Source organism: Devosia lucknowensis, from assembly GCF_900177655.1.
GTDB lineage: Bacteria > Pseudomonadota > Alphaproteobacteria > Rhizobiales > Devosiaceae > Devosia > Devosia lucknowensis.
Map to the genome: position 1 here is coordinate 724693 of NZ_FXWK01000001.1, position 20237 is coordinate 744929.

Annotated in this window: 20 protein-coding genes; 17 read left to right on the forward strand and 3 right to left on the reverse strand. The window is 63.0% G+C overall.

Features of this window, described 5'->3' with window-relative positions:
- Positions 1-23: 23 nt before the first annotated feature.
- Genes CCK88_RS03400 through nagA form a run of 3 tightly spaced genes read left to right on the forward strand, consistent with a single transcriptional unit; the run spans position 24 to position 2991 of the window.
- Positions 24-809 carry a GntR family transcriptional regulator gene (locus tag CCK88_RS03400; protein WP_244557420.1) on the forward strand — a complete coding sequence of 262 codons (786 nt, stop codon included), beginning with the start codon at positions 24-26 and terminating at the stop codon, positions 807-809.
- Positions 806-1834, forward strand: coding sequence for an SIS domain-containing protein (locus CCK88_RS03405; RefSeq protein WP_170926336.1), 1029 nt, complete (start codon positions 806-808; stop codon positions 1832-1834). The genes CCK88_RS03400 and CCK88_RS03405 overlap by 4 nt, the downstream gene beginning before the upstream one ends.
- On the forward strand, positions 1831-2991 hold the full coding sequence (gene nagA, locus CCK88_RS03410; RefSeq protein ID WP_086469123.1) for an N-acetylglucosamine-6-phosphate deacetylase: 1161 nt from the start codon (positions 1831-1833) through the stop codon (positions 2989-2991). Before CCK88_RS03405 ends, nagA begins: the two co-directional genes overlap by 4 nt.
- Positions 2992-2995: 4 nt before the next feature.
- On the opposite strand, the gene CCK88_RS03415 is transcribed toward nagA, so the two are convergent.
- Positions 2996-3736, reverse strand: a complete 741-nt coding sequence (locus CCK88_RS03415) for an SDR family oxidoreductase (protein ID WP_086469124.1) — start codon at positions 3734-3736, stop codon at positions 2996-2998.
- 405 nt (positions 3737-4141) lie between these two features.
- Here CCK88_RS03415 and CCK88_RS03420 point away from each other — a divergent pair, with 405 nt between their 5' ends.
- From CCK88_RS03420 to CCK88_RS03430, 4 genes are all read left to right on the forward strand, one after another.
- Entirely contained in the window at positions 4142-5563 is a 1422-nt protein-coding gene (locus CCK88_RS03420) for a hypothetical protein (protein WP_086469125.1), read from the forward strand.
- A gap of 205 nt (positions 5564-5768) precedes the next feature.
- Positions 5769-8666, forward strand: coding sequence for an OmpA family protein (locus tag CCK88_RS18735; protein ID WP_086469126.1), 2898 nt, complete (start codon positions 5769-5771; stop codon positions 8664-8666).
- Between the two features lie 4 nt (positions 8667-8670).
- Entirely contained in the window at positions 8671-8799 is a 129-nt protein-coding gene (locus tag CCK88_RS18740) for a hypothetical protein (RefSeq protein WP_280173798.1), read from the forward strand.
- Positions 8800-8888: 89 nt separating this feature from the next.
- The gene (locus tag CCK88_RS03430; protein ID WP_086469127.1) at positions 8889-9320 is read left to right on the forward strand and encodes an NADH-quinone oxidoreductase subunit E; all 432 of its coding nucleotides are present in this window, start codon (positions 8889-8891) and stop codon (positions 9318-9320) included.
- 9 nt (positions 9321-9329) lie between these two features.
- On the opposite strand, the gene CCK88_RS03435 is transcribed toward CCK88_RS03430, so the two are convergent.
- Positions 9330-10280, reverse strand: a complete 951-nt coding sequence (locus tag CCK88_RS03435) for an alpha/beta hydrolase (protein WP_170926337.1) — start codon at positions 10278-10280, stop codon at positions 9330-9332.
- 165 nt (positions 10281-10445) lie between these two features.
- Here CCK88_RS03435 and dapA point away from each other — a divergent pair, with 165 nt between their 5' ends.
- Both dapA and smpB read left to right on the forward strand, forming a co-directional pair.
- The gene (gene dapA, locus CCK88_RS03440; protein ID WP_086470790.1) at positions 10446-11321 is read left to right on the forward strand and encodes a 4-hydroxy-tetrahydrodipicolinate synthase; all 876 of its coding nucleotides are present in this window, start codon (positions 10446-10448) and stop codon (positions 11319-11321) included.
- Positions 11322-11395: 74 nt separating this feature from the next.
- Complete coding sequence (gene smpB / locus CCK88_RS03445) at positions 11396-11896, forward strand: SsrA-binding protein SmpB (protein WP_086469129.1); 501 nt, start codon at positions 11396-11398, stop codon at positions 11894-11896.
- A gap of 279 nt (positions 11897-12175) precedes the next feature.
- Here the strand turns inward: smpB and CCK88_RS03450 are convergent, their stop codons facing one another.
- Positions 12176-12727: a LabA-like NYN domain-containing protein gene (locus CCK88_RS03450; RefSeq protein ID WP_086469130.1), complete on the reverse strand. Its 552-nt coding sequence runs from the start codon at positions 12725-12727 to the stop codon at positions 12176-12178.
- Positions 12728-12949: 222 nt separating this feature from the next.
- Between CCK88_RS03450 and rpoZ the strand changes: the two genes are divergently transcribed.
- From rpoZ to recO, 8 genes are all read left to right on the forward strand, one after another.
- Positions 12950-13318 (forward strand): DNA-directed RNA polymerase subunit omega, encoded by a 369-nt coding sequence (gene rpoZ, locus CCK88_RS03455; RefSeq protein WP_086470791.1) that lies wholly within the window; start codon positions 12950-12952, stop codon positions 13316-13318.
- A gap of 221 nt (positions 13319-13539) precedes the next feature.
- Positions 13540-15819, forward strand: coding sequence for a RelA/SpoT family protein (locus CCK88_RS03460; protein ID WP_086469131.1), 2280 nt, complete (start codon positions 13540-13542; stop codon positions 15817-15819).
- Positions 15812-16402 (forward strand): orotate phosphoribosyltransferase, encoded by a 591-nt coding sequence (gene pyrE / locus CCK88_RS03465; RefSeq protein ID WP_086469132.1) that lies wholly within the window; start codon positions 15812-15814, stop codon positions 16400-16402. The genes CCK88_RS03460 and pyrE overlap by 8 nt, the downstream gene beginning before the upstream one ends.
- Positions 16403-16553: 151 nt before the next feature.
- A complete protein-coding gene (gene acpS / locus CCK88_RS03470; RefSeq protein ID WP_086469133.1) occupies positions 16554-16955 on the forward strand; it encodes a holo-ACP synthase in 402 nt (133 codons plus the stop codon).
- Positions 16956-17038: 83 nt separating this feature from the next.
- Positions 17039-17863 carry a signal peptidase I gene (gene lepB, locus CCK88_RS03475; protein ID WP_086469134.1) on the forward strand — a complete coding sequence of 275 codons (825 nt, stop codon included), beginning with the start codon at positions 17039-17041 and terminating at the stop codon, positions 17861-17863.
- Positions 17860-18567: a ribonuclease III gene (rnc, locus tag CCK88_RS03480; RefSeq protein WP_086469135.1), complete on the forward strand. Its 708-nt coding sequence runs from the start codon at positions 17860-17862 to the stop codon at positions 18565-18567. The genes lepB and rnc overlap by 4 nt, the downstream gene beginning before the upstream one ends.
- Positions 18564-19487 carry a GTPase Era gene (gene era, locus CCK88_RS03485; RefSeq protein WP_086469136.1) on the forward strand — a complete coding sequence of 308 codons (924 nt, stop codon included), beginning with the start codon at positions 18564-18566 and terminating at the stop codon, positions 19485-19487. The genes rnc and era overlap by 4 nt, the downstream gene beginning before the upstream one ends.
- A gap of 37 nt (positions 19488-19524) precedes the next feature.
- Positions 19525-20229, forward strand: a complete 705-nt coding sequence (gene recO, locus CCK88_RS03490; protein ID WP_086469137.1) for a DNA repair protein RecO — start codon at positions 19525-19527, stop codon at positions 20227-20229.
- The last annotated feature ends 8 nt before the right edge of the window (positions 20230-20237 follow it).

Consider the following 20237-nt stretch of genomic DNA (forward strand, 5'->3'; position numbering starts at 1 on the left):
GCGAGATACCACGAGGAGCGAACTTGACGGACCAGTCCGGAAACATCTTTGGCGACGGCCCGGTCGTGCTGCAGGTCGGAGGGCCGCTTTATCTCCAGCTCAAGCGCTGGGTTGAAGATGCCATAAAACGTGGTCTGATCAAGCCCGGCGATGCACTGCCATCGGAGCGCGACCTCGCCTTGCGCGCCGACGTTTCCCGCGTCACCGTTCGTAAGGCCGTTCAGCACCTCGTGCAGGAGGGTGTACTCGTCCAACGGCATGGCTCCGGAACCTTTGTCGCGCCCGAAACGCAACGCGTTGAACAATCGCTGTCGCAGCTCACCTCTTTCAGCGAAGATATGGCGCGTCGCGGCATGGCTGTCCGGGCCCGATGGCTGGAGCGCGGCCTCTATCTGCCTTCACCTGAGGAAACAATCATCCTGGGGCTTGGCTCCGGTGAGCGTGTGGCCCGCATATCCCGCCTGCGCCTCACTGGCGATGTGCCGCTTGCCATCGAGCGGGCCAGTCTGTCCTCCAGTGTCCTGCCCGAGCCATTGACCATCGCTGACTCGCTCTACAAGCATCTAGAGAAATCCGGTAACCGCCCGGTACGCGCGATCCAGCGCATTCGCGCTGCCAATATTCCGGAGGATGACGCCCATCTTCTCGAGGTCCCAGTCGGTTCGGCAGTCCTGCATATCGAGCGTATCTCCTATCTCGCGACGGGACGCGTCATCGAATTCACCCGCTCCACCTACAGGGGCGACACCTATGACTTTGTCGCCGAGCTGCGCCTTGGCGATCCCAGCAATGGAGCCCGCACACCGTGACCGAAAAGACCTTCATGCGCCAGGAAGTGGAACAGATCCCCGACGTCGTGGCGGGTTTCCTGACCTCCTCTGCCGCTACGCTGGATGAAGCTGCCGGTCGCTTGCGTGCCCTCGATCCGGCCCTCGTGGTGACCGTTGCGCGCGGGTCGTCCGACCACGCGTCGGCCTATCTGAAATATGCGATCGAACTGGTTCTCGGCGTTCCAGTCGCGTCGGTGGGACCCTCGATCGCCTCGATCTACGGACGCGATCTCAAGCTGGGCAAGGCCGCGGCCATCGCCATCTCCCAGTCCGGCAGGAGCCCCGATATCGTCGGCATGGCCCAGTCGGCACGGCGCAGCGGCGCCACGACCATAGCGATCACCAACACCGCAGGGTCGCCTTTGGCGGAAGCCAGCGATTTCACCATCGACCTGCATGCCGGTGCTGAAAAAAGCGTCGCGGCGACCAAGACCTTCGTGACCTCGGTGGTCGCCGGTCTGGCGCTCCTCGCCCGCTGGAGCGGCGACGCAGATCTTGGCAAGGCCATTTCTGCGCTTCCCGAAAGCCTGTCGCGCGCTATCGACTGCGATTGGTCGGGCCTCGTCGGCGCCCTGTATGGTCATGATGCGCTCTACGTGCTCGGCCGCGGACCGGGCTTTGCCATCGCCAACGAGGCCGCGCTGAAATTCAAGGAAACCTGCAACATCCAGGCCGAATCCTACAGCGCCGCCGAGGTGATGCATGGGCCTGTGGCCATCGTCACGCCCGGCTATCCGGTGCTTGGGCTGGCAGCGCGCGATGCGGCGGAAGCGTCGGTGGCCGATATGGCCCACAAGCTGGCCGGGCAGGGGGCACTGGCCTTCGTTACCAGCGACCGGCCCGGCGCGGCCCAGCGCTTGCCCTTTGCCGCCACCGGACATCCCATCACCGATCCCCTCGCTCTGATCGTGTCCTTCTACGGCTTCGTGGAAGCCCTGTCCCGCCACCGCGGCCTCAACCCGGACGTGCCGCCGGCCCTCAAGAAAGTGACCGAGACCGTATGAGCGATCTTCTCGCGGTCAGCGCCGCGCGCATTTTCGACGGACACGACTGGCACGACGACGCCGCGCTGCTGATCGAGTTCGGCTTCGTTTCCGCAATCGTTCCGGAACCCGACATCCCCGCTCACGCGGATCGTGTGGATCTGGGCGGAGGCATGATCGTACCCGGCTTCGTCGATCTCCAGGTCAATGGCGGCGGCGGGGTGCTGTTCAACAATGCGCCGACCATCGACTCGCTGCGCATCATCTGCGCGGCGCATGCCCAGTTCGGTACGACCGCACTCCTGCCGACGCTGATCACCGACACTGCCGAAGTCAACGACGAGGCCATTGCGGCCGGCATTGCCGCCGTCGCGGCTCGCATTCCCGGCTTTATCGGCCTGCACCTCGAAGGGCCGCACCTGGCGCTGTCACGCAAGGGCACCCACGACCCATCTTTCATTCGTCCGATGGATCCGGTGGATCTGGAGCGCCTCCGTACGGCTGCGCGGAATCTGCCGACGCTGATTTGCACCGTCGCCGCCGAAACTGTGCCTCCCGCCCAGATCGCGTCGCTGGTCGACGCCGGCGCCGTCGTCAGCCTCGGCCATTCCGACGCCAGCTACGAAAAGGCCAATGCCGCCTTCGATGCCGGCGCCAGCATGGCAACCCACCTGTTCAACGCCATGAGCCAGCTGGGCAATCGCGAGCCTGGCCTTGTCGGTGCCGTGCTCGATCGCCCTGACGTGACGGCCGGCCTGATCGCCGACGGTATCCATGTCCATGCCGCTGCGATGGGCGCCGCCCTGCGCGCCAAGAAAGGGCCGGGACGGGTCTTTCTCGTCACCGATGCCATGTCGCAGACAGGCACCGATCTCACGAGCTTCGAGCTCAATGGCCGGACCATAACGCGGGCCGACGGTGCCTTGCGTCTTGCCGACGGAACACTGGCCGGCGCCGATCTCGACATGATCGACGCCGTCAACTTCGCCATCGATGTCCTTGGCCTCGATCCGTCCGAAGCTTTCCGCATGGCCTCGCTCTATCCGGCTCAGGCCATCGGCCGCGCTGGGCTGGGCCATCTCCGACCATCCGCCGAGGCCAGTTTCGTCCATCTCTCCGACGACCGGCAGGTCCAGTCCACCTGGATCGCGGGGGACCGGGTTTGGTCGCGCGGCTGAACGCTCACCCGCGTCCGATATAGGGCATATTGGTCGCCATGACCGTCATGAACTGCACATTGGCCGAGAGCGGCAGCCCCGCCATATAGGTGACGGCCTCCACCACATGGGCGACATCGAAGGTGGGCTCGGGCATGAGAGTGCCGTTGGCCTGCAGCGACCCCGAACTCATACCGCTCGTCATGTCGGTGGCGGCATTGCCGATATCGATCTGGCCGCAGGCGATGCCGAATTCCCGCCCGTCCAGCGAGATCGCCTTGGTCAGCCCGGTAATGGCATGCTTGCTGGTGGTGTAACTGGCGGCCTGGGGCCTGGGCACATAGGCCGAGATCGACCCATTGTTGATGATGCGTCCTCCCCGCGGGCTCTGCTCCCGCATCATCCGGAACGCCTCCCGGGCGACGTAGAACGCACCATTGAGATTGGTATCGATCATCTCGCGCCATGTCGCCACATCGAGGTCGCCGAAATTGCGGGCCGGCGCAAAACGTCCGGCATTGTTGAAGACGAGATCCACCCGCCCGTATCGGACCCGGATTTCCGAGAACAGCTTCGCCACGGACTCGGGGTCGGTCACGTCGCAGACGACGCCATCGATCCCTTGGGCTCGTGCGACATCCTCGATCATCGCGCTCCGGCGGCCACAAACCGTAACCCGCCACCCAAGCTGCGACAGCCCCACGGCGACCGCGCGTCCGATACCGGACGTGCCGCCCGTCACCAGCGCGATTTTGCTCTCAGCCATGACAGTCCTCCACGATTGCACCACGCCATTGCCGCGATTTGGGCAGCAGCTTAACGGGCGTATTGGCCAATACAAAGTCGGCTCTACCGGCGCAAAGGCTTGGCCCAAAGTCCCTGACAGTGGGCAATTTTAAGGATTTGTTTAATCTGTTTAACAGTCCGTTTCCGACTGTGTGCTGAATCTGCAACAAGTTCTGGGCAACCAGATTGTGTCAGCCCCAAAACCCCAACGCCGCGATTGCGTCTGCTTTTTGCATGCGTAGAGTGGGTCTTGCGAATCCATGCATGGGATCGTTTGTCGGTCGCGACGCGACGGCAACACACTGCACCACGAATAGTGTGGTCGCGTTACGACAAACCGCTGGGTAACCGGCACCAAAAAATGACTGACTTTGGAGGTCACTTAATGAAACTCAAGAGCCTTATCCTCGGTTCTGTTGCAGCCGCTGGTCTCTCGACCGCTGGCTACGCTGCTGATCTGGGCGTCCTGACTTCGCTCGACGTTTGCGACTCGCTCGGCATCTCCGGCCTCACCATCTCGTCCTCGGACAACTGCCTGCAGATCACCGGCGGCGTCTCGTACGAATTCAACTGGGGCGACTTCAACGGTTCGGCCAACACCATTGCCAGCAACGCTGGCGGTCTTGCTGCTGACAACGTGACCGTTCCGGACAACGACACCGTTGCTGGCCTGGACAACGACTGGAACTCCAAGGTTGAAACCTGGCTGAAGTTCGTTGGTACCGCTTCGAGCGACTTCGGTCCCGCTTCGGCCACCATCAAGCTGAAGTCGGTTCATCACTTCAACGCTCCGAACGAAGTCGTTGCCGTAGGCGGTGACGCAACCGGTGGCGTTGCTCTGGGCGGCGTCGTTCCCGCTGGCCTGACTGCTTCGGGTAATGGCATCTGGATCGTTGACGAAGCCTTCGTCTCGGTCGGCGACACCACCACCATCATGGCTGGTAAGAAGGGCTCGATCGCCAACTTCGGCGACGACGTTCCGCTGAACTTCCTCGGCCTGTTCAACTCCGAGAACGTCGACACCGGCGTGATGTTCGCCAAGAACTCGATCCGCACCGGCGGTCACTCCATCCAGGTCGTCTCGACCGTTGCTGATGGCCTGACCCTCAAGGCTGGTCTCGAGAACCTCGGTGGCGACTCTGCTGCTGCTGGTAACAACGGCTACGCTGCCCTGACCCAGGGTCAGTCGGCTGGTTCGGCTGTCGGTGTGATCGAATATGCTGGTAACGGCATCAAGGCTCACGTCACCGGTCTTGCTGGTGGTATCCTCGACGGCGTCGTCGAGAACTGGGGCGTGCATGCTGGCTTCACCGGCACGTTCGACGCCTTCACCGTCGTTGGCGCTGGCGCTTACGGTGCCAACAACGCTGGCGTGAACTACTGGAACGTCCTCGGCTCCGCCAAGGCCCAGTTCGACATCTTCGAAATCGCCCTGTCGGGTGAAGCCAACGGCGGTTCGGCTTCGCCGAGCCAGGCTGGTTTCGGCGGCTCCGTCGGCGCCACCGTCACCGAAGGCGTGAAGCTGAACCTCGGTGGTCGTTGGTTCGACGAAGACACCGCTGTCGCCAACAACGAGTCGTACCAGATCGCTGCTCAGATCGTTGCTGCTGTTGCCGAAACCATCACCGTCACCGGTGAAGTCGGCTACTACGGCACCAACAAGCCTGCTCCGGCCGAGAACGACTTCTACGGCGCTGCCGAACTGGCTTGGGCTCCTGGCGGTGGTTTCACCTCGTCCGTCAAGGGCCAGGTTCACCAGACCGGTGCCTACAAGGTCACCTTCAAGGCTGCCAAGGAATTCAAGTAATCCTTGGATTACTGCTGAATTCGGAAAGGCCCGGCTCTGCCGGGCCTTTCTTTTTGCGCTCGGTCTGACAACGGCCGCGCAGACCCCCACATGTGCAAAGCGACATCGCGGGCCGTAACGGTGCCGCCACGGCGCCAGTCGGCATTTCCCTTTCGCTGCAAATCATTTACCCTTCGGAAAGTTGTGGCTTTCCAGCGGATTCGGGATGATCAAGGACCTCCTCAGGTGGGTGGCGCCGGGTGTTTTGACAGTCGCCGGGGGCACCGCTGTCGCCCTGGCGATGACGACACCCGCAATGGTAGAGACGCTCGAGCAGCAGGGCAGGGATGCGATGCATCGCGCGGGCGCCGAATGGGCACATGTGTCCGTGACCGGACGCAACGTTCTCCTCACCGGCACCACCTCGTCCGACGCCGAAAAGAATGCTGCCGTCGCCGAGCTTTCGCTCATCTCGGGTCTCGCCGCCGTCGATGAGACGGTCACCGTCGCGCCCCTGGCGTCGCCGTATCGACTTAATGTAGCAGTAGAGGGTGGTCGCGTAAGCCTTTTTGGAAGCGTGCCGAACGAAGAACTGCGCCAGCAGCTCCTGCGCGATCACGATGTGGCAGATGCCGATCTTCAAATCCGATCCGGACAACCCGATGAAGCGCTCTGGCGCAATGGTGTCGAGTTTGCCTTTTCGCAGGCCGCTCACGTCGACGACGGGTATTTCGAACTGTCAGGCCTCACCCTCAATGCCGTTGGCCGGGCCCGGTCGGAAAAAGCGCTCGGCGAACTGGACATCGCCTTGGCTGCGCTGCCGGCAGGAATTTCTGCCGGGACTATCGCCCTCGAACCGATGCGCGTCACACCCTATACTTGGCGTGCCGAGTTCGACGGCAACCGCATCGCAATTTCGGGCCACGTTCCCGAAGAACAGGTCGCCGATCGCCTTCGGACGGCTGATGTTTCGGGCATTCCCGTTGCCACCGGCCTGTCGCTCGCCTCTGGCGCCCCGGATGGCTTTGCCGAACAGACAAAGCTGTTGGTAGAGCAGCTCGCGCGCCTCGAACAAGGCGAAGCCCGTATCACCGATGGCGTGAGCCTGCTGGTGGGCGTGCCGCCGACGGTCGAGGTCGCTCAGGCTGTCAACGACGCGATGTCGGGGACGAATTCAATTGTGCAACTGTCGGCGCCACGCGTCGCCGATTACTGGGTCAGCATCAATCGCCAATCCGGCGGCGCGCTCGTCTTCGATGGATATGTCCCCGATGAGCCAACCCGCGATGCCTTTGCGGACATAGCCGGCGCAGACGTCAGCTTCCTCAAGTATGGCGGCGGCGCGCCGGGCTACTACCGCTCGACCGTCGATCTGGGCCTCGAACTGCTTGGACACCTGTCCGAGGGGCGCTTCTCCTTGTCCGGCGGTACCGTGTCGATTTCGGGCGTCGCCCTGTCCCCCACGGACTACCGGTCGGCCACATCGCTGCTGTCGACGGGATTGCCTCAAGGCGTAACCCTGGCAAGTCAGGAAATCCAGGCGCCGCGGGCCGCAAACTACACCTTCGCCGTGCGTCGCGACGCAGGCGGATCGGTGACGCTCGAAGGCCTGCTACCCGACCCGGCGCTCGAGTCCGCGCTTCTGACCGCCGCCGGAGCGCGGGCCACATCCACCGTGACCTTTGCGTCAGGAGAACCGCAGAATTTTGCAGCGGCCGCCGAACAGGCAATCGCCTTCATCCCCTGGCTCCGCAGCGGCAAGATCGCTTTTGATGGGGACGTCTGGACTATCGAGGGAGAGCCGAATTCGGCCATCGACCAGGGGTCGATCGAGACCGAATTCGCCGTTCGCGGCCTGGCCAGCTCCCGCTGGACGCTGGCGTTGACGGAGGCGCCTCAAGCCCCCGGCTTTGCGGATCCGTATCTCTGGTCTGCCGAACGCCTGCCCGATGGCAGTTTCCTCTTCGCCGGCAATGTGCCGGCCGCTTCGCTACAGGCGTGGCTCAAGGTGCATGTCGGAACCCGCGTTGCCGATACAAGCCGCGTCGCCAATGGGGCGCCACCCGAGTTCGCCCAGCACGTTCGCGCCGCCGTAGCCGCGCTGATGGCGCTTGAAGAGGGCAGGGTGGTCTTCGATGGTGATACCTGGGCGGTGTCCGGCACCGCGGCTGATGCTGCGGCCCGTACCGCAGCGACCGAGCTTGTCGCCAGTTTCGCCACGCTGGACGGCGCCGCCATCAGTATCCCGGCGGCCGCTCCATCGCTCCCCTACGCCTGGTCGGCCACGAAAACGTCTGCTGGGGTCGCCCTCGAAGGCGCGGTTCCTGCCGAATCCCTCCAGCGGTTCCTCGCGGTCCGCGCCGGTGCCGAAGTCGAAGACCGAACCGAGGTGCGCGCTGACGCCCCCGACGGCTTTGCTTCCGATGTCTTGCAGGCCATGGACGTCCTGGCGCTGCTTCGGGATGGGCGCGTTGCTTTCGACGGCAATCAGTGGGTGGCCAGCGGCAATGCCCTCGCCCCCGGTGCCATCGCGGCAGCCACCGAAGTTCTCGGCACCAACGCGCCTGCCTGGCGCCTGACGCTCAGCGATCCTGAGGCCGTTGAATCGCAAACGGCTGTGTCGCCTGCCGAACCGACGGATGCGGCATCGCAACCGCCGGGGGTGGCGACGGTTACCGAACCCACGGTATCCCGCGAGGAACCCGTGCCAGCGCCCGTCACGCCCCAGACATCCGCTGCTGATCTTGCACAATGTCGCGCCCGTTTGGCCGAACTCTCGGCGCATAACGCCATCCTGTTCCAGTCGGGGGCCGCCATCATCGCTGCCAGCGCCACGGCCGAACTCGATGCCTTTGCCCAGGCCCTGTTGCTGTGTCCGGATAGCATGGTCGATGTCGAGGGCCACACCGACAGCGATGGCGACGATCAGCAAAATCTCGCCTTGTCCGTCGCGCGTGCCGAAGCCGTGGTGACAGCGCTCATCGAGCGCGGCGTCTCCGGCGACCGCCTCTACGCCATCGGGTATGGCGAAAGCCGCCCCGTGGCCGACAATGCCACGGCGGATGGCAAGCGGCAGAACCGGCGCATCGTCGTGTCCATTCGCGGCGCCGATGAAGAGGGGTAGGCTTGTGCATATCCTGCAGTCCTTGCTCTTCCTGCTCGGCGTCTATTGGCCCTATGCGCTGCTCGCCCTTGTTGTCGGCGCGATCACCGGATGGTGGAATTATGGTGCCGCGCGCCACGGTGAAGCGCGGTGATACCGGTCGATCACGCCGTAGAAATTGCGCTGCTACTCCTCGCAGCCTACGGTCTGGGGTGTCTGATAGGCTATCTGGCTCGCGCTACGATGTCTGCACATGCGCGCCGTCCGCGCTATGATTCCGCCGCTCAGGCATCGCGGGTCGCGACGATCGTGGATGCCGTTGCTGCGGCCTCGCCCCCGGCCGGGCGGAAGTCGGCCGCCCGCCGCCTTGCCGGGGCGGTCGGGCGTGAGGCCGAGCCTGCGCAATCCGTGGCGACAACCGCGCAGCAACGCCCCCCTGCGCTGCCTGCGCCCCGCCTCGGCGCCCCCGACGATCTGAGGAAAATCAAGGGCATAGGCGCGAAAACGGAATCAGCTTTGCATGATCTGGGCGTCTATCACTACGACCAGATCGCGAACTGGACATCCGCGCATATCGACTGGCTCGAAGGGCGCATCGCCATCAAGGGTCGCATCCGCCGCGAACAGTGGGTCGAGCAGGCCATTCTGCTGATGACGGCCACCGTGCCGGCCTAGTCGCTACCGCTACGCGGCGCGGCGACGACCTTTTCCAACGCTGAAGACGAAGTCCGCTATGGCCTCGATTTCGGCCGGATCGTCGAACAGCGCCGGAGAACCCTGTCCGGCAATGGTCATGGCGACCGCATCGGGCCGCCGTCGCACCATTTCCTCGAATGTTTCCCGGCGCACCTGGTCGGTCAGTTGCGTGCGCAGCAGCATGAGCGGGATGGCCTTGAGCGCGTCGTAGAGCGGCCATTGCGGGGTCAGCACATCGTCAAAGCCGATGTCCTTGATCTGCTCGATGAGACGCTCGTCGAAAAGCGCGCGCGCCCGTCCACGCTTGTCGAACCAATGGCTACGCAGCGCCAGGGCATCGAGTTCTGCCTCTCCATGCCCCGGATAGTCCCCACCGAGCATGCGCCGAAACCCTCCGGCGACGGCCTTGCTGCCGCGCAGGCCATGGATATGGGCCAGGTTGTTGCGCAGGCGCACGATCCCCCGCGAATCCGTCACCGGACCGGCATCGAGCAGGATGACCCCGCGCACGATCAGCGGGTGCCGTGTGCCGAGCGCCATGGCGACCTGACCGCCATGCCCCTGGCCGAGGATAACCGCCCGCCCGATCCCGAGAGCGGCAAGGATATCCGCCACGTCCCGGGCATCCGAAAGCGTGCTGTAGAGAGTGCTTTTCGGTCGGTCGTCGGCCCGTCCCCGACCCGGCAGGTCGATCAGTACCAGCGGCCAGCCGCCGCCCCCAAGCCGTTGAAAATAATCGGCAAAGGCAGTGAAATCGCTCATGTTGCGGTGATAGCCCGCCAGGCCCACGAGCGGCATTCGGCCAGGTCCGAAGTCGCCGCGCAAGTGCACGGCTGCCCGCGTTCTCCCGTCGCTCAGCGTAACGGGCGACGCCTGCAGCCCGGCGAAGGCCGGATGGGCGTCGGGAACCAAGCGGCGGCGCTGAAATATGGAGATCATGGGCTCATTTACCGGCCTTCTCCGCCAAGTCACAAGCCGTTTCGCGCGCCTTGTGGCGGGCCGCTGTTGAAAGTATGGTGCCGGCCGTCCCGTGCTCTGCGCCGGGCCATCAGATCGCATAGAATGGCCGGCCGGGACCGGCGCCCAACCGAGGAATACCGACAAATGCTGCGTGGTTCGATTACGGCTCTCATCACCCCCATGCGCGATGGGGCCGTGGATGAGAAAGCCTTCGCCAGCTTTGTCGAATGGCAGATATCGGAAGGCACGCATGGCCTCGTTCCCGTCGGCACCACTGGCGAAAGCCCCACCGTCAGCCACGAAGAACACCATCGCATCGTGAAGCTCTGCATCGAGGTCGCAAACGGTCGCGTCCCGGTGATCGCTGGGGCCGGCTCGAATGCCACCGCCGAGGCCGTTTCGCTGGCCCAGCATGCCGAAAAGTCCGGCGCCGATGCGGTCCTTTCGGTCGTCCCCTATTACAACAAGCCCAACCAGGAAGGCCTGTTTCAGCATTTCTCCGCGGTGGCGAAGTCTGTCGGCATCCCGATCGTGCTCTATTCCGTGCCCGGCCGCACCACGGTCGACCTAACCGTCGATACCATCGTCCGGCTGCGCGATGCCCATTCGAACATCATCGGCGTCAAGGATGCCACCGGTAACCTCGAGCGTGCCAGCATGCAGCGGTCCCGTCTGGGCAAGGATTTCATCCTGCTGTCCGGCGACGACAGCACCGCGCTGGGCTTCAATGCCCATGGTGGACACGGCTGCATCTCGGTCACGGCCAACGTCGCTCCGCGCCTTTGTTCGCAGATGCAGGAGCTTTCGCTGGCCGGTGACTTCATTGCCGCCCGCGAGATCAACGACAAGCTGGCTTATCTCCACAAGGATCTCTTCATGGAGCCCAATCCTTCGCCAGCCAAGTATGTCGCCAACCGCCTCAATCTTTGCGCCAACGAGATGCGACTGCCGCTCGTCCCGGTCAGCAAGCCCACGGCCGACGCCATGGACTTTGCAATGCGCCACGCCGGCCTTATCTAAGAGGCGAACACTTCATGGCCCGGTCCGCGGACCTGTTCCGTGGGCCGGGCCTTTCATTTCGAGACTTTGCAGCCATGGCCGCCAACAAGAACGACAAGAACAAGAGTGGGTGGATCAGCCACGGACAGGTGGCCGAAAACCGTCGCGCGCGTTTTGATTATGAGATCGGCGACACGATCGAGGCCGGCATTGTCCTCACCGGCACGGAAGTCAAATCCCTGCGCCTAGGCAAGGCCCAGATCGCCGAATCCTACGCTTCGCCCGAGCGCGGCGAACTCTGGCTGATCAATTCCCATATCCCGGAATATCTGCAGGCCAACCGGTTCAACCACGAAGAAAAGCGTCCGCGAAAACTTCTTGTCAGCAAGAAGCAGCTGGCCAGGCTTGATCAGGAAGTCGCGCGCGCCGGCAACACCATCGTTCCGCTCAAGCTCTTCTTCAACGATCAGGGCAAGGCCAAGCTGCTGATCGGCGTCGGCAAGGGCAAGAAGAACTACGACAAGCGCGCTACTGCCCGCGATCGCGACTGGAACCGCGACAAGGCCCGCATCATGAAGGAAGGCGGGCGGGGCTGACTTCGCAGACGGTTCGCGGAGCGAATGCCTGGCTCCGGTGGAGCCGGGCAAGTCCAGAAGGCCGCTGGAGCTATGCTGCCGTGGCCAGGACCAAAGGGCAAATCTCTCAGGTGGAGAGATTTGAGGTGAGCAGGCCATGAGTTCTATGCTCGAATGGCGGGCTGCCTCCGCGACCCCGATCGTCATCCCCGGGCTTGACCCGAGGACCCTTCACTTAGCGATTTTGCAGCGAAGTACAGAGCCCTCGGGTCAAGCCCGAGGGTGACGGATCAAGCGGGATCAAGCCTCGACCGGCCGCTGCACCTGGGGCCTGCCGACCGTTTTGGCCAGTTCAGCCACATCCATGAAAAAGTCGGCCTGCCGTCTGAGATCGTCGGAAATCATCGGCGTCGAGGTGGTCAGCGTCGACACCACCGTCACCCGCTTGCCCTTGCGCTGCAGCGCCGCCACCAGCGCGGTGAAATCGCCGTCGCCAGAAAACAGCACCAAATGATCGTAGTAGGGTGACTGTTCGAGCGCATCGACGGTGAGCTCGATGTCCATGTTGCCCTTCACCTTGCGACGGCCCATGGAGTCGGTGAATTCCTTGGCGGGCTTTGTCACCACGGTATAGCCGTTATAGTCGAGCCAATCGATCAGCGGACGGATCGAGGAATATTCCTGATCCTCGACGAGCGCCGTGTAGTAGTTGGCGCGCAGCAGATAAGCCTTCGAACTGAATTCGGTCAGGAGCTTGCGGTAGTCGATATCGACGCCGATGGCCTTGGAGGTGGCGTAGAGGTTCGCCCCGTCGATGAAGAGAGCAATCTTCTCGCGCGGATCAATGGCCATAAATGAACTCCCGAACAGGGCAGGGGACTGCCGACGCTGCAATTGGCCCCGGGCGGCGACAATAAATTCCGCCGGTATCTTTAAAATCGTAAATGCTCTTCGCACATTCCCAATGCCGCGTAAAGCAGGTGCTTCTGCAGGGTCCATGGCCCGCCAAGCCTTGTCATTGCGACCTTCATCGTGTATTGCGGCCATTCTTTCCCCCCAAGTGTGGAGACGTTCGTGGCACGCGTCACCGTTGAAGACTGCATCGAAAAGGTCGAGAATCGCTTCGATCTCGTCCTCATGGCCGCCCATCGCGCGCGCATGATTTCCTCCGGCGGCCAGATCACCGTTCCGCGCGACAACGACAAGAATCCCGTCGTTGCCCTGCGTGAAATCGGCGACGGCACCATTTCTCCTGAAGATCTGCACGAGGACCTGATCCATTCGCTGCAGAAGTATGTCGAGGTCGACGAGCCCGAAACCAGCGCCGCTCCGATGATCGAGAGCGCCGGTGACGATGACGCGATCAACTTCGACACCATCAGCGAAGAAGAACTGCTGCGCGGCATCGAAAGCCTCGCCCCGCCCGAAAGGCGCGATGACTGAGAGCCGTCCCGCAAGGGCAAATCGCGCCAGTGGAGCGATTTGAGGCGAGCAGGCCACGAAAGCTACGCTTGAGAGGCAGCTCGAATGGCGAGCGGTGGAGGTTCCGGCCTTGCGGCTCACCTCGATCCGATTATATCAGGGAGCGTCCGGCATGCGTCGGGCGCTCTTTTCATTTCTGATACAGGCGCTAAGCTCACATCGGCGAGCGAGCGGCTACTCCCATGATGCGTCAGTACGAGCTTGTCGAACGCGTTCAGGCCTATAACCCGAACGCCGACGAGCAATTGTTGAACAAGGCCTATGTCTACGCCATGCAAAAGCATGGCTCGCAGAAGCGCGCCTCGGGCGACCCCTACTTCAATCATCCGCTCGAAGTGGCGGCCATCCTCACCGAGCTCAAGCTCGATGACGCATCCATTGCGGTTGGTCTCCTGCACGACACCATCGAGGATACCGACGCCACGCGGGCCGAGATCGACCAGCTCTTTGGCGGCGAGATCGGCACTATCGTCGATGGCCTGACCAAGATCGAGCGCCTCAATCTGGTCAGCCGCGAGGAAGCCCAGGCGGAAAACCTGCGCAAGCTGCTGCTCGCCATCAGCCAGGACGTTCGCGTGCTTTTGGTCAAGCTCGCTGATCGCCTGCACAACATGCGTACCCTGCAGTTCATGGCGCCTGAAAAGCAGCGCCGTATCGCCCAGGAAACCATGGATATCTATGCGCCGCTCGCTGGCCGCATGGGTATGCAGGACATGCGAAACGAGCTCGAGGATCTCAGCTTCAGAATCCTGCAGCCCGATCACTACGAGGCCATAACCGCCCGTCTCGATCAGATGCAGGCCGACAATCGCGAGACCATCGATACCATTACCGCCGAGTTGAGCGAGCGCCTGGCCGAAGCCGGTATCACCGCGCGGGTCAAGGCGCGCGTGAAGTCACCCTATTCGATTTTCTCCAAGATCGAGCGCAAGTCGATTGCGCTCGAACAGCTGTCGGACATGATCGGTTTCCGCGTCGTCGTGCAGTCCGAGGAGGAGTGCTACCGCACGGTCGGTCTTGTTCATATGACCTGGAAAGTCGTGCCTGGCCGGTTCAAGGACTATATCTCGGTCCCCAAGCACAATGACTACCAGTCCATCCACACCACCATCGTCGGCCCGAGCCGCCAGCGCGTGGAACTGCAGATCCGCACCGAGGCCATGGATCGCGTGGCCGAATTCGGCATCGCCGCGCATGCCCTCTACAAGGATGGCGCGTCGGCCAATCTTGGCCGCATCGAGATGGAATCGCATGCCTATGGCTCGTTGCGCCAGACCATCAGCCATCTGACGTCGGGCATTTCGACCGAGGACTTCCTCGAATACACCAAGCTCGAGCTGTTCCAGGATCAGGTGTTCTGCTTCACCCCCCGTGGGCGGCTCATTGCCTTGCCCCGTGGCGCGACGCCCATCGATTTTGCCTATGCCCTCCATACCGATATCGGCGACACCTGTGTCGGCGCCAAGATCAATGGCCTGATCCTGCCGCTGGTCACCCAGCTGCGCTCGGGCGACGAAGTCGAAATCCTGCGCGATCAGAACCACCGCCCGCCATCGAACTGGATCGGTATTGCCGCCACCGGCAAGGCGCGCGCTGCTATTCGCCGTGCCGTGCGCCAGGCCGCCGCCCAGCGTGCCTATGCATTGGGCGAGCACGTGCTCAACATGATGCTCGAGCGCGAAGGCGTAATGCTCGATGAGAGCGAGGCTAAGGTACTTGCCGAGGTCCTCGAACAGCAGAACAAGCGTGACCTGTTGATTTCGGTCGGCGAAGGCAAGATTGGGTCCGAGCCGCTGTCGGCCGCTCTTGCCCAGGTCAAGGGCCTCCGCAAGCGCCGTCGCAAGCTGGACCTGCCGGTGGCCGATACGGCGGACGGCTGGTTCGCCCTGCGCGGCTCCGACCAGTTCCGCTTCCGCGTGCCCGGCGGCCAGCGCTCCGGACCACAGGCCAAGGCGGCCCTGGCCCAGCTCGATTTCCATACGCCCGTTACCGTATCGGGGGAAGGGATCGTCCCGGGCGACCGCCTCGTGGGCATTCTCGAGACGCACAACCCGCTGACCGTCTATCCTATTCACTCGGATGCGCTGATCGCCAAGCACGACAGCGATGTCGCCTGGGTCGATGTGCGTTGGAACATCGGCCGGAGCGAGGAAAAGCTTTATCCCACGGTCATCTCGATGGAATCGGTCAATCGACCGGGATCGCTGGCGCAGATTTCCTCTGCCATCGCAGCGTGCGACGCCAACATCAACAATCTGGTCATGCGGATGATTTCGCCGGACTTCCACCAGATGATCTTTGAAATCGAAGTGCGCGACCTTGCGCAACTGACCGATGTTCTGGCAACGCTCAAGCGCAGTCCTGGCCTGTCCGCCGTCCAGCGGGCCGGTATCAGGGAGTCTGGAATGATCTCCACCCTCGAATGGGATGGCAGTGTCGATAGGAGTGCGCGCGATGCATAGGGACGAAGTACTGCAGGTTTTCCGCGATTGCGGCGCCATGCTTGAAGGACACTTCATTCTGTCCTCGGGTCTGCGTTCGCCGGTATTCCTGCAGAAGGCCCGCGTCTTTCAGTATCCTGCCCAGACCGAAAAGCTCTGCAAGGCGCTGGCGGAAAAGATCCGTGCCGAGATCCCCGGTGTCACCAAGGTGGTTTCACCCGCTATCGGTGGCATCATTCCCGGCTATGAAACATCCCGCCACCTCGGCGTTCCCGCACTCTACACCGAGCGTGTCGATGGTCAGTTCGAACTGCGCCGCGGCTTCGAAATCTCGGCCGACGACAAGGTCGTGGTCGTCGAAGACATCGTATCGACGGGCCTGTCGATCCGGGAGTGCGTCGATGCGCTGCGCAAGATTGGCGCCAATGTCGTGGCAGCCGCCTGCCTCATCGACCGCTCGGGCGGCGAGGCCGATGTCGGCGTGCCCTTGGTCAAGCTGATCGATTTCAAAGTGCCGGCCTATCCTGCCGATCAGTTGCCCCCCGAACTCGCCGCCATCCCCGCCATCAAGCCCGGCAGCCGCGGCATTCAGGGTGTGAAATAGTGCCTGCCCAAGCCCCCACCCAACGTCCTCCTGCCAGGATGAGGAGTCGGGCTGGTGGTTTTGGCGCTTCATCGCTCCAGGCGCAGTCCTGTTCGTCTCCCTTGAAGTGGGAGGCTAGGTGGGGGGCCTTCTCGGGCCAGGGAACAAAAGAATGATCATCGGCCTCGGCTCCGACCTCATCCAGATCCACCGCGTCCAGCAGACGCTGGACCGCCACGGCGATCGCTTCACCCAGCGCTGCTTCACCGAGATTGAACGGCGCAAGTCCGATCGCCGCGCTCAGCGCGCCGCTTCCTACGCCAAGCGCTTCGCCGCCAAGGAAGCGTGTTCCAAGGCTCTGGGAACCGGCATTTCCTGGGGTGTCTACTGGCGCGACATGGGGGTCGTGAACCTGCCCTCGGGCAAGCCCACCATGCAGCTGACCAACGGTGCGGCAAAGGCTCTCGCCCGGCTTGTTCCCGATGGGCACGAGCCCCATATCCACTTGACCATCACCGACGATGCGGGGCTGGCCCAGGCCTTCGTCATCATCGAGGCCCTGCCGATCAAGTAAGCGTGGCGCGGGGCCTCATCAATCACGTTGACCCAGGGCGGGCAAACGCCTAACCCTTCCGCACCGCATATCCGGGAAGAAATATGAGCCAGCCTGCCGAAAAGCCTGTCAAGAAGTCCGCCGCCAACGAGTGGGTGGAAACCTTCGTGGTGATCGTCGAGGCGCTGCTCATCGCCATCGTCCTGCGCTTCTTCCTCTACCAGCCGTTTTCCATCCCCACGGCCTCCATGCAGCAGACGCTGATGATCGGCGACTACTTCGTCGCCAACAAATACGTCTGGGGCTATGGCAAGCATTCGTTCTCGCTGGGCCGCTACGGCGACTTCGCCCTGCTCGATTTCGAATTGCCCATCAACAACCGCATTTTCGGTCGCGAGCCCAATCGCGGCGACATCGCCGTGTTCCGCCCGGTGCCGCAGACCATGGAATACATCAAGCGCGTCGTCGGTCTGCCCGGCGACACCATCCAGATGCGCGACGGCCGTCTCTACATCAACGGCACGATGGTGGAGCGCGAGGAGGTCGGCAAGGCGCTCGACACCGACAGCAACGGCGACACCCGTGAAGTCACCATCTACCGTGAGACCTTCCCTGAAGGCACGACGCACCTGATCCAGGAAATCGGCGACAATCTCTCGCTCGACAATACGCCCGAATATGTCGTGCCCGCCGGCCACTACTTCATGATGGGCGATAACCGCGATCGCTCCGCCGACAGCCGCGTCCTCAGCCAGGTTGGTTACGTCCCTGCGGTGAACCTGATCGCCAAGGCCGAGGCCCGCTTCTTCTCCATCAAGGACAACCTGCCGCCCTGGCAGGTCTGGCAGTGGCCTGCCAATGTCCGCTGGAACCGCATGTTCACGTCGGTTTACGGCGATCAGCCGGATACCAATCTGGACGCGCCGTGAGCCGTCGCGACAAGACCCACGAGCGGCTGCAGGCCCGGCTTGGATACACCTTCACCAATGCCGACCTGCTCGAACGCGCGCTGACCCATTCCAGCGCCGTTTCCCCCGGCAAGCGCATCGAGAGGTCCTACCAGCGCCTTGAATTTTTGGGCGATCGCGTTCTCGGCCTCGTTGTCGCCGACATGCTCTACCAGCGCTATCCCAAATCCAACGAGGGCGAGCTGAGCCGGTCGCTCAACACGCTGGTGCGCAAGGAAACCTGCGCCGAAATCGCCCGCCAGCTCGATCTGGGCAGGGACATGATCCTGGGTGAAAGCGAAGCCCGCTCGGGGGGCGCCGACAAGGACGCCATCCTGGGCGACGTCACCGAAGCCATCATCGGCGCCATATTCTCCGATGGTGGTCTCGAACCGGCGCGGATCTTCATCGAGCAGCACTTCGGGGATTACCTGGCCGACGGCCAGGCCAACCGCGCCGACGCCAAGACCACGCTCCAGGAATGGGCGCAGGGCCGCGGCCTTGAGCCTCCCGACTATATCCTGGTCGAGCGCACCGGCCCCGACCATGCCCCCGAATTCACCATCCGTGTCGACATTGCCGGCTATGATCCGCTGGAGGCCGTAGGCCCATCCAAGAAGATCGCCGAGCATCGCGTCGCCGAACAGTTTCTCGTCCGCCAGAATGTCTGGAAGGAACGCAAATGAATACACCCGACCAGCTTGCCGACACCTCATGCGGCTTCATCGCCCTCGTCGGCGCACCCAATGCTGGCAAGTCGACGCTGCTCAATGCGCTCGTCGGCACCAAGGTGTCCATCGTCACGCACAAGGCGCAGACCACGCGTTCGCAGGTACGCGGCGTGCTGACGCTTGAGCAGGCCCAGCTTGTCTTCGTCGACACGCCCGGCATTTTCGCACCCAAGAAGCGGCTCGAGCGCGCCATGGTCGAAAACGCCTGGGGTGGGGCAGGGGACAGCGACATCGTCGCCTTTATCCTTGATGCCGATCGTGGCGTCACGCCCGATATCGAGACGCTTCTCGAAGGCCTCGAAAACATCCGCCAGCCCAAGGTGCTGATCCTCAACAAGATCGATACCGTCAAGCACGAGAGCTTGCTCGCCCTCAGCCAGTCGCTCAACGAGCGCCTGCGTTTTGAAGCCACTTTCATGCTCTCCGCGCTCAAGGGCCACGGGGTGAAGGACTTCATCGACTGGTGCATCAAGCACATTCCGCCCGGCCCGTGGCACTTCCCCGAGGATCACCTCACCGACCTGACCATGGCCATCACGGCCGCCGAGATTACGCGCGAAAAGCTGTTCCTGCGCGTCCACGACGAAATCCCCTATAATGCCACGGTCGAGACCGAGAGCTTCAAGATCCAGAAGGACGGCTCCTACAAGATCGACCAGGTCGTCTACGTCTCGCGCGAGAGCCACAAGAAGATCGTGCTCGGCGCCGGCGGACAGACCATCAAGGCCATCGGCGCCGAAAGCCGCCGCGAACTGATGGAAATGTACGAGGTGCCGATCCACCTCTTCCTTTTCGTAAAGGTCCGCGAGAAGTGGGCCGAGGACCCGGAACGCTATCGCGAGATGGGCCTGGAATTTCCGCATGGGAAGGGATGAGGCCCTCCTGTCCTCTCCCCTATGGGGAGAGGAATAATTGGAATGGACCGGTGAAGCCCTGCTGATTGGCGTCCGCCGCCACGGCGAGTCCAGCGTCATCGCCGAAGCCATGGTCGCCGGGCGGGGCCGCTATGCCGGTCTCATCCGCGGTGGCCGTTCACCCAAACTGGCTGCAACCCTCCAGCCCGGCAATACGATCCAGCTGACATGGCGCGCCCGCCTCGAAGACCACCTGGGCACGTTTGCGGTCGAGCCTCTCCAGACCCGCGCAGCGACCCTCTTCGCCGATCGCAAGCGCCTCTACCTCTCCCAGACCGTCTGCGAACATCTCCATCTTCTGCCCGAGCGCGATCCGCATGATCGTCTTCTGGGCATGGCCCTGTCTTTGCTCGACAACGACCCCGATCCCGTCGCCTTCGCCCGTTTTGAACTGGCTCTGCTCGACGAACTCGGCTTCGGCCTGGATCTCGAAACCTGCGCCGCCACCGGTACGACGCAAGATCTGACCCATGTTTCGCCGAGATCCGGCCGAGCCGTCTCCCGCGCCGCTGCCGAGCCCTACAAGGACCGTCTCCTGCCACTGCCGAGCTTCCTCCATGCGCGCGGCAACGCCTCCCCCGATGATCTGCGCAATGCTTTTCGGCTGACCGGCCACTTCCTCGACGCGCATGTCTGGTCCGCCCGCCACATCGACGCGCCACCGACACGCGAAAAGCTGATCGAGATGTTGACGGACCTTTGACCGGGGTC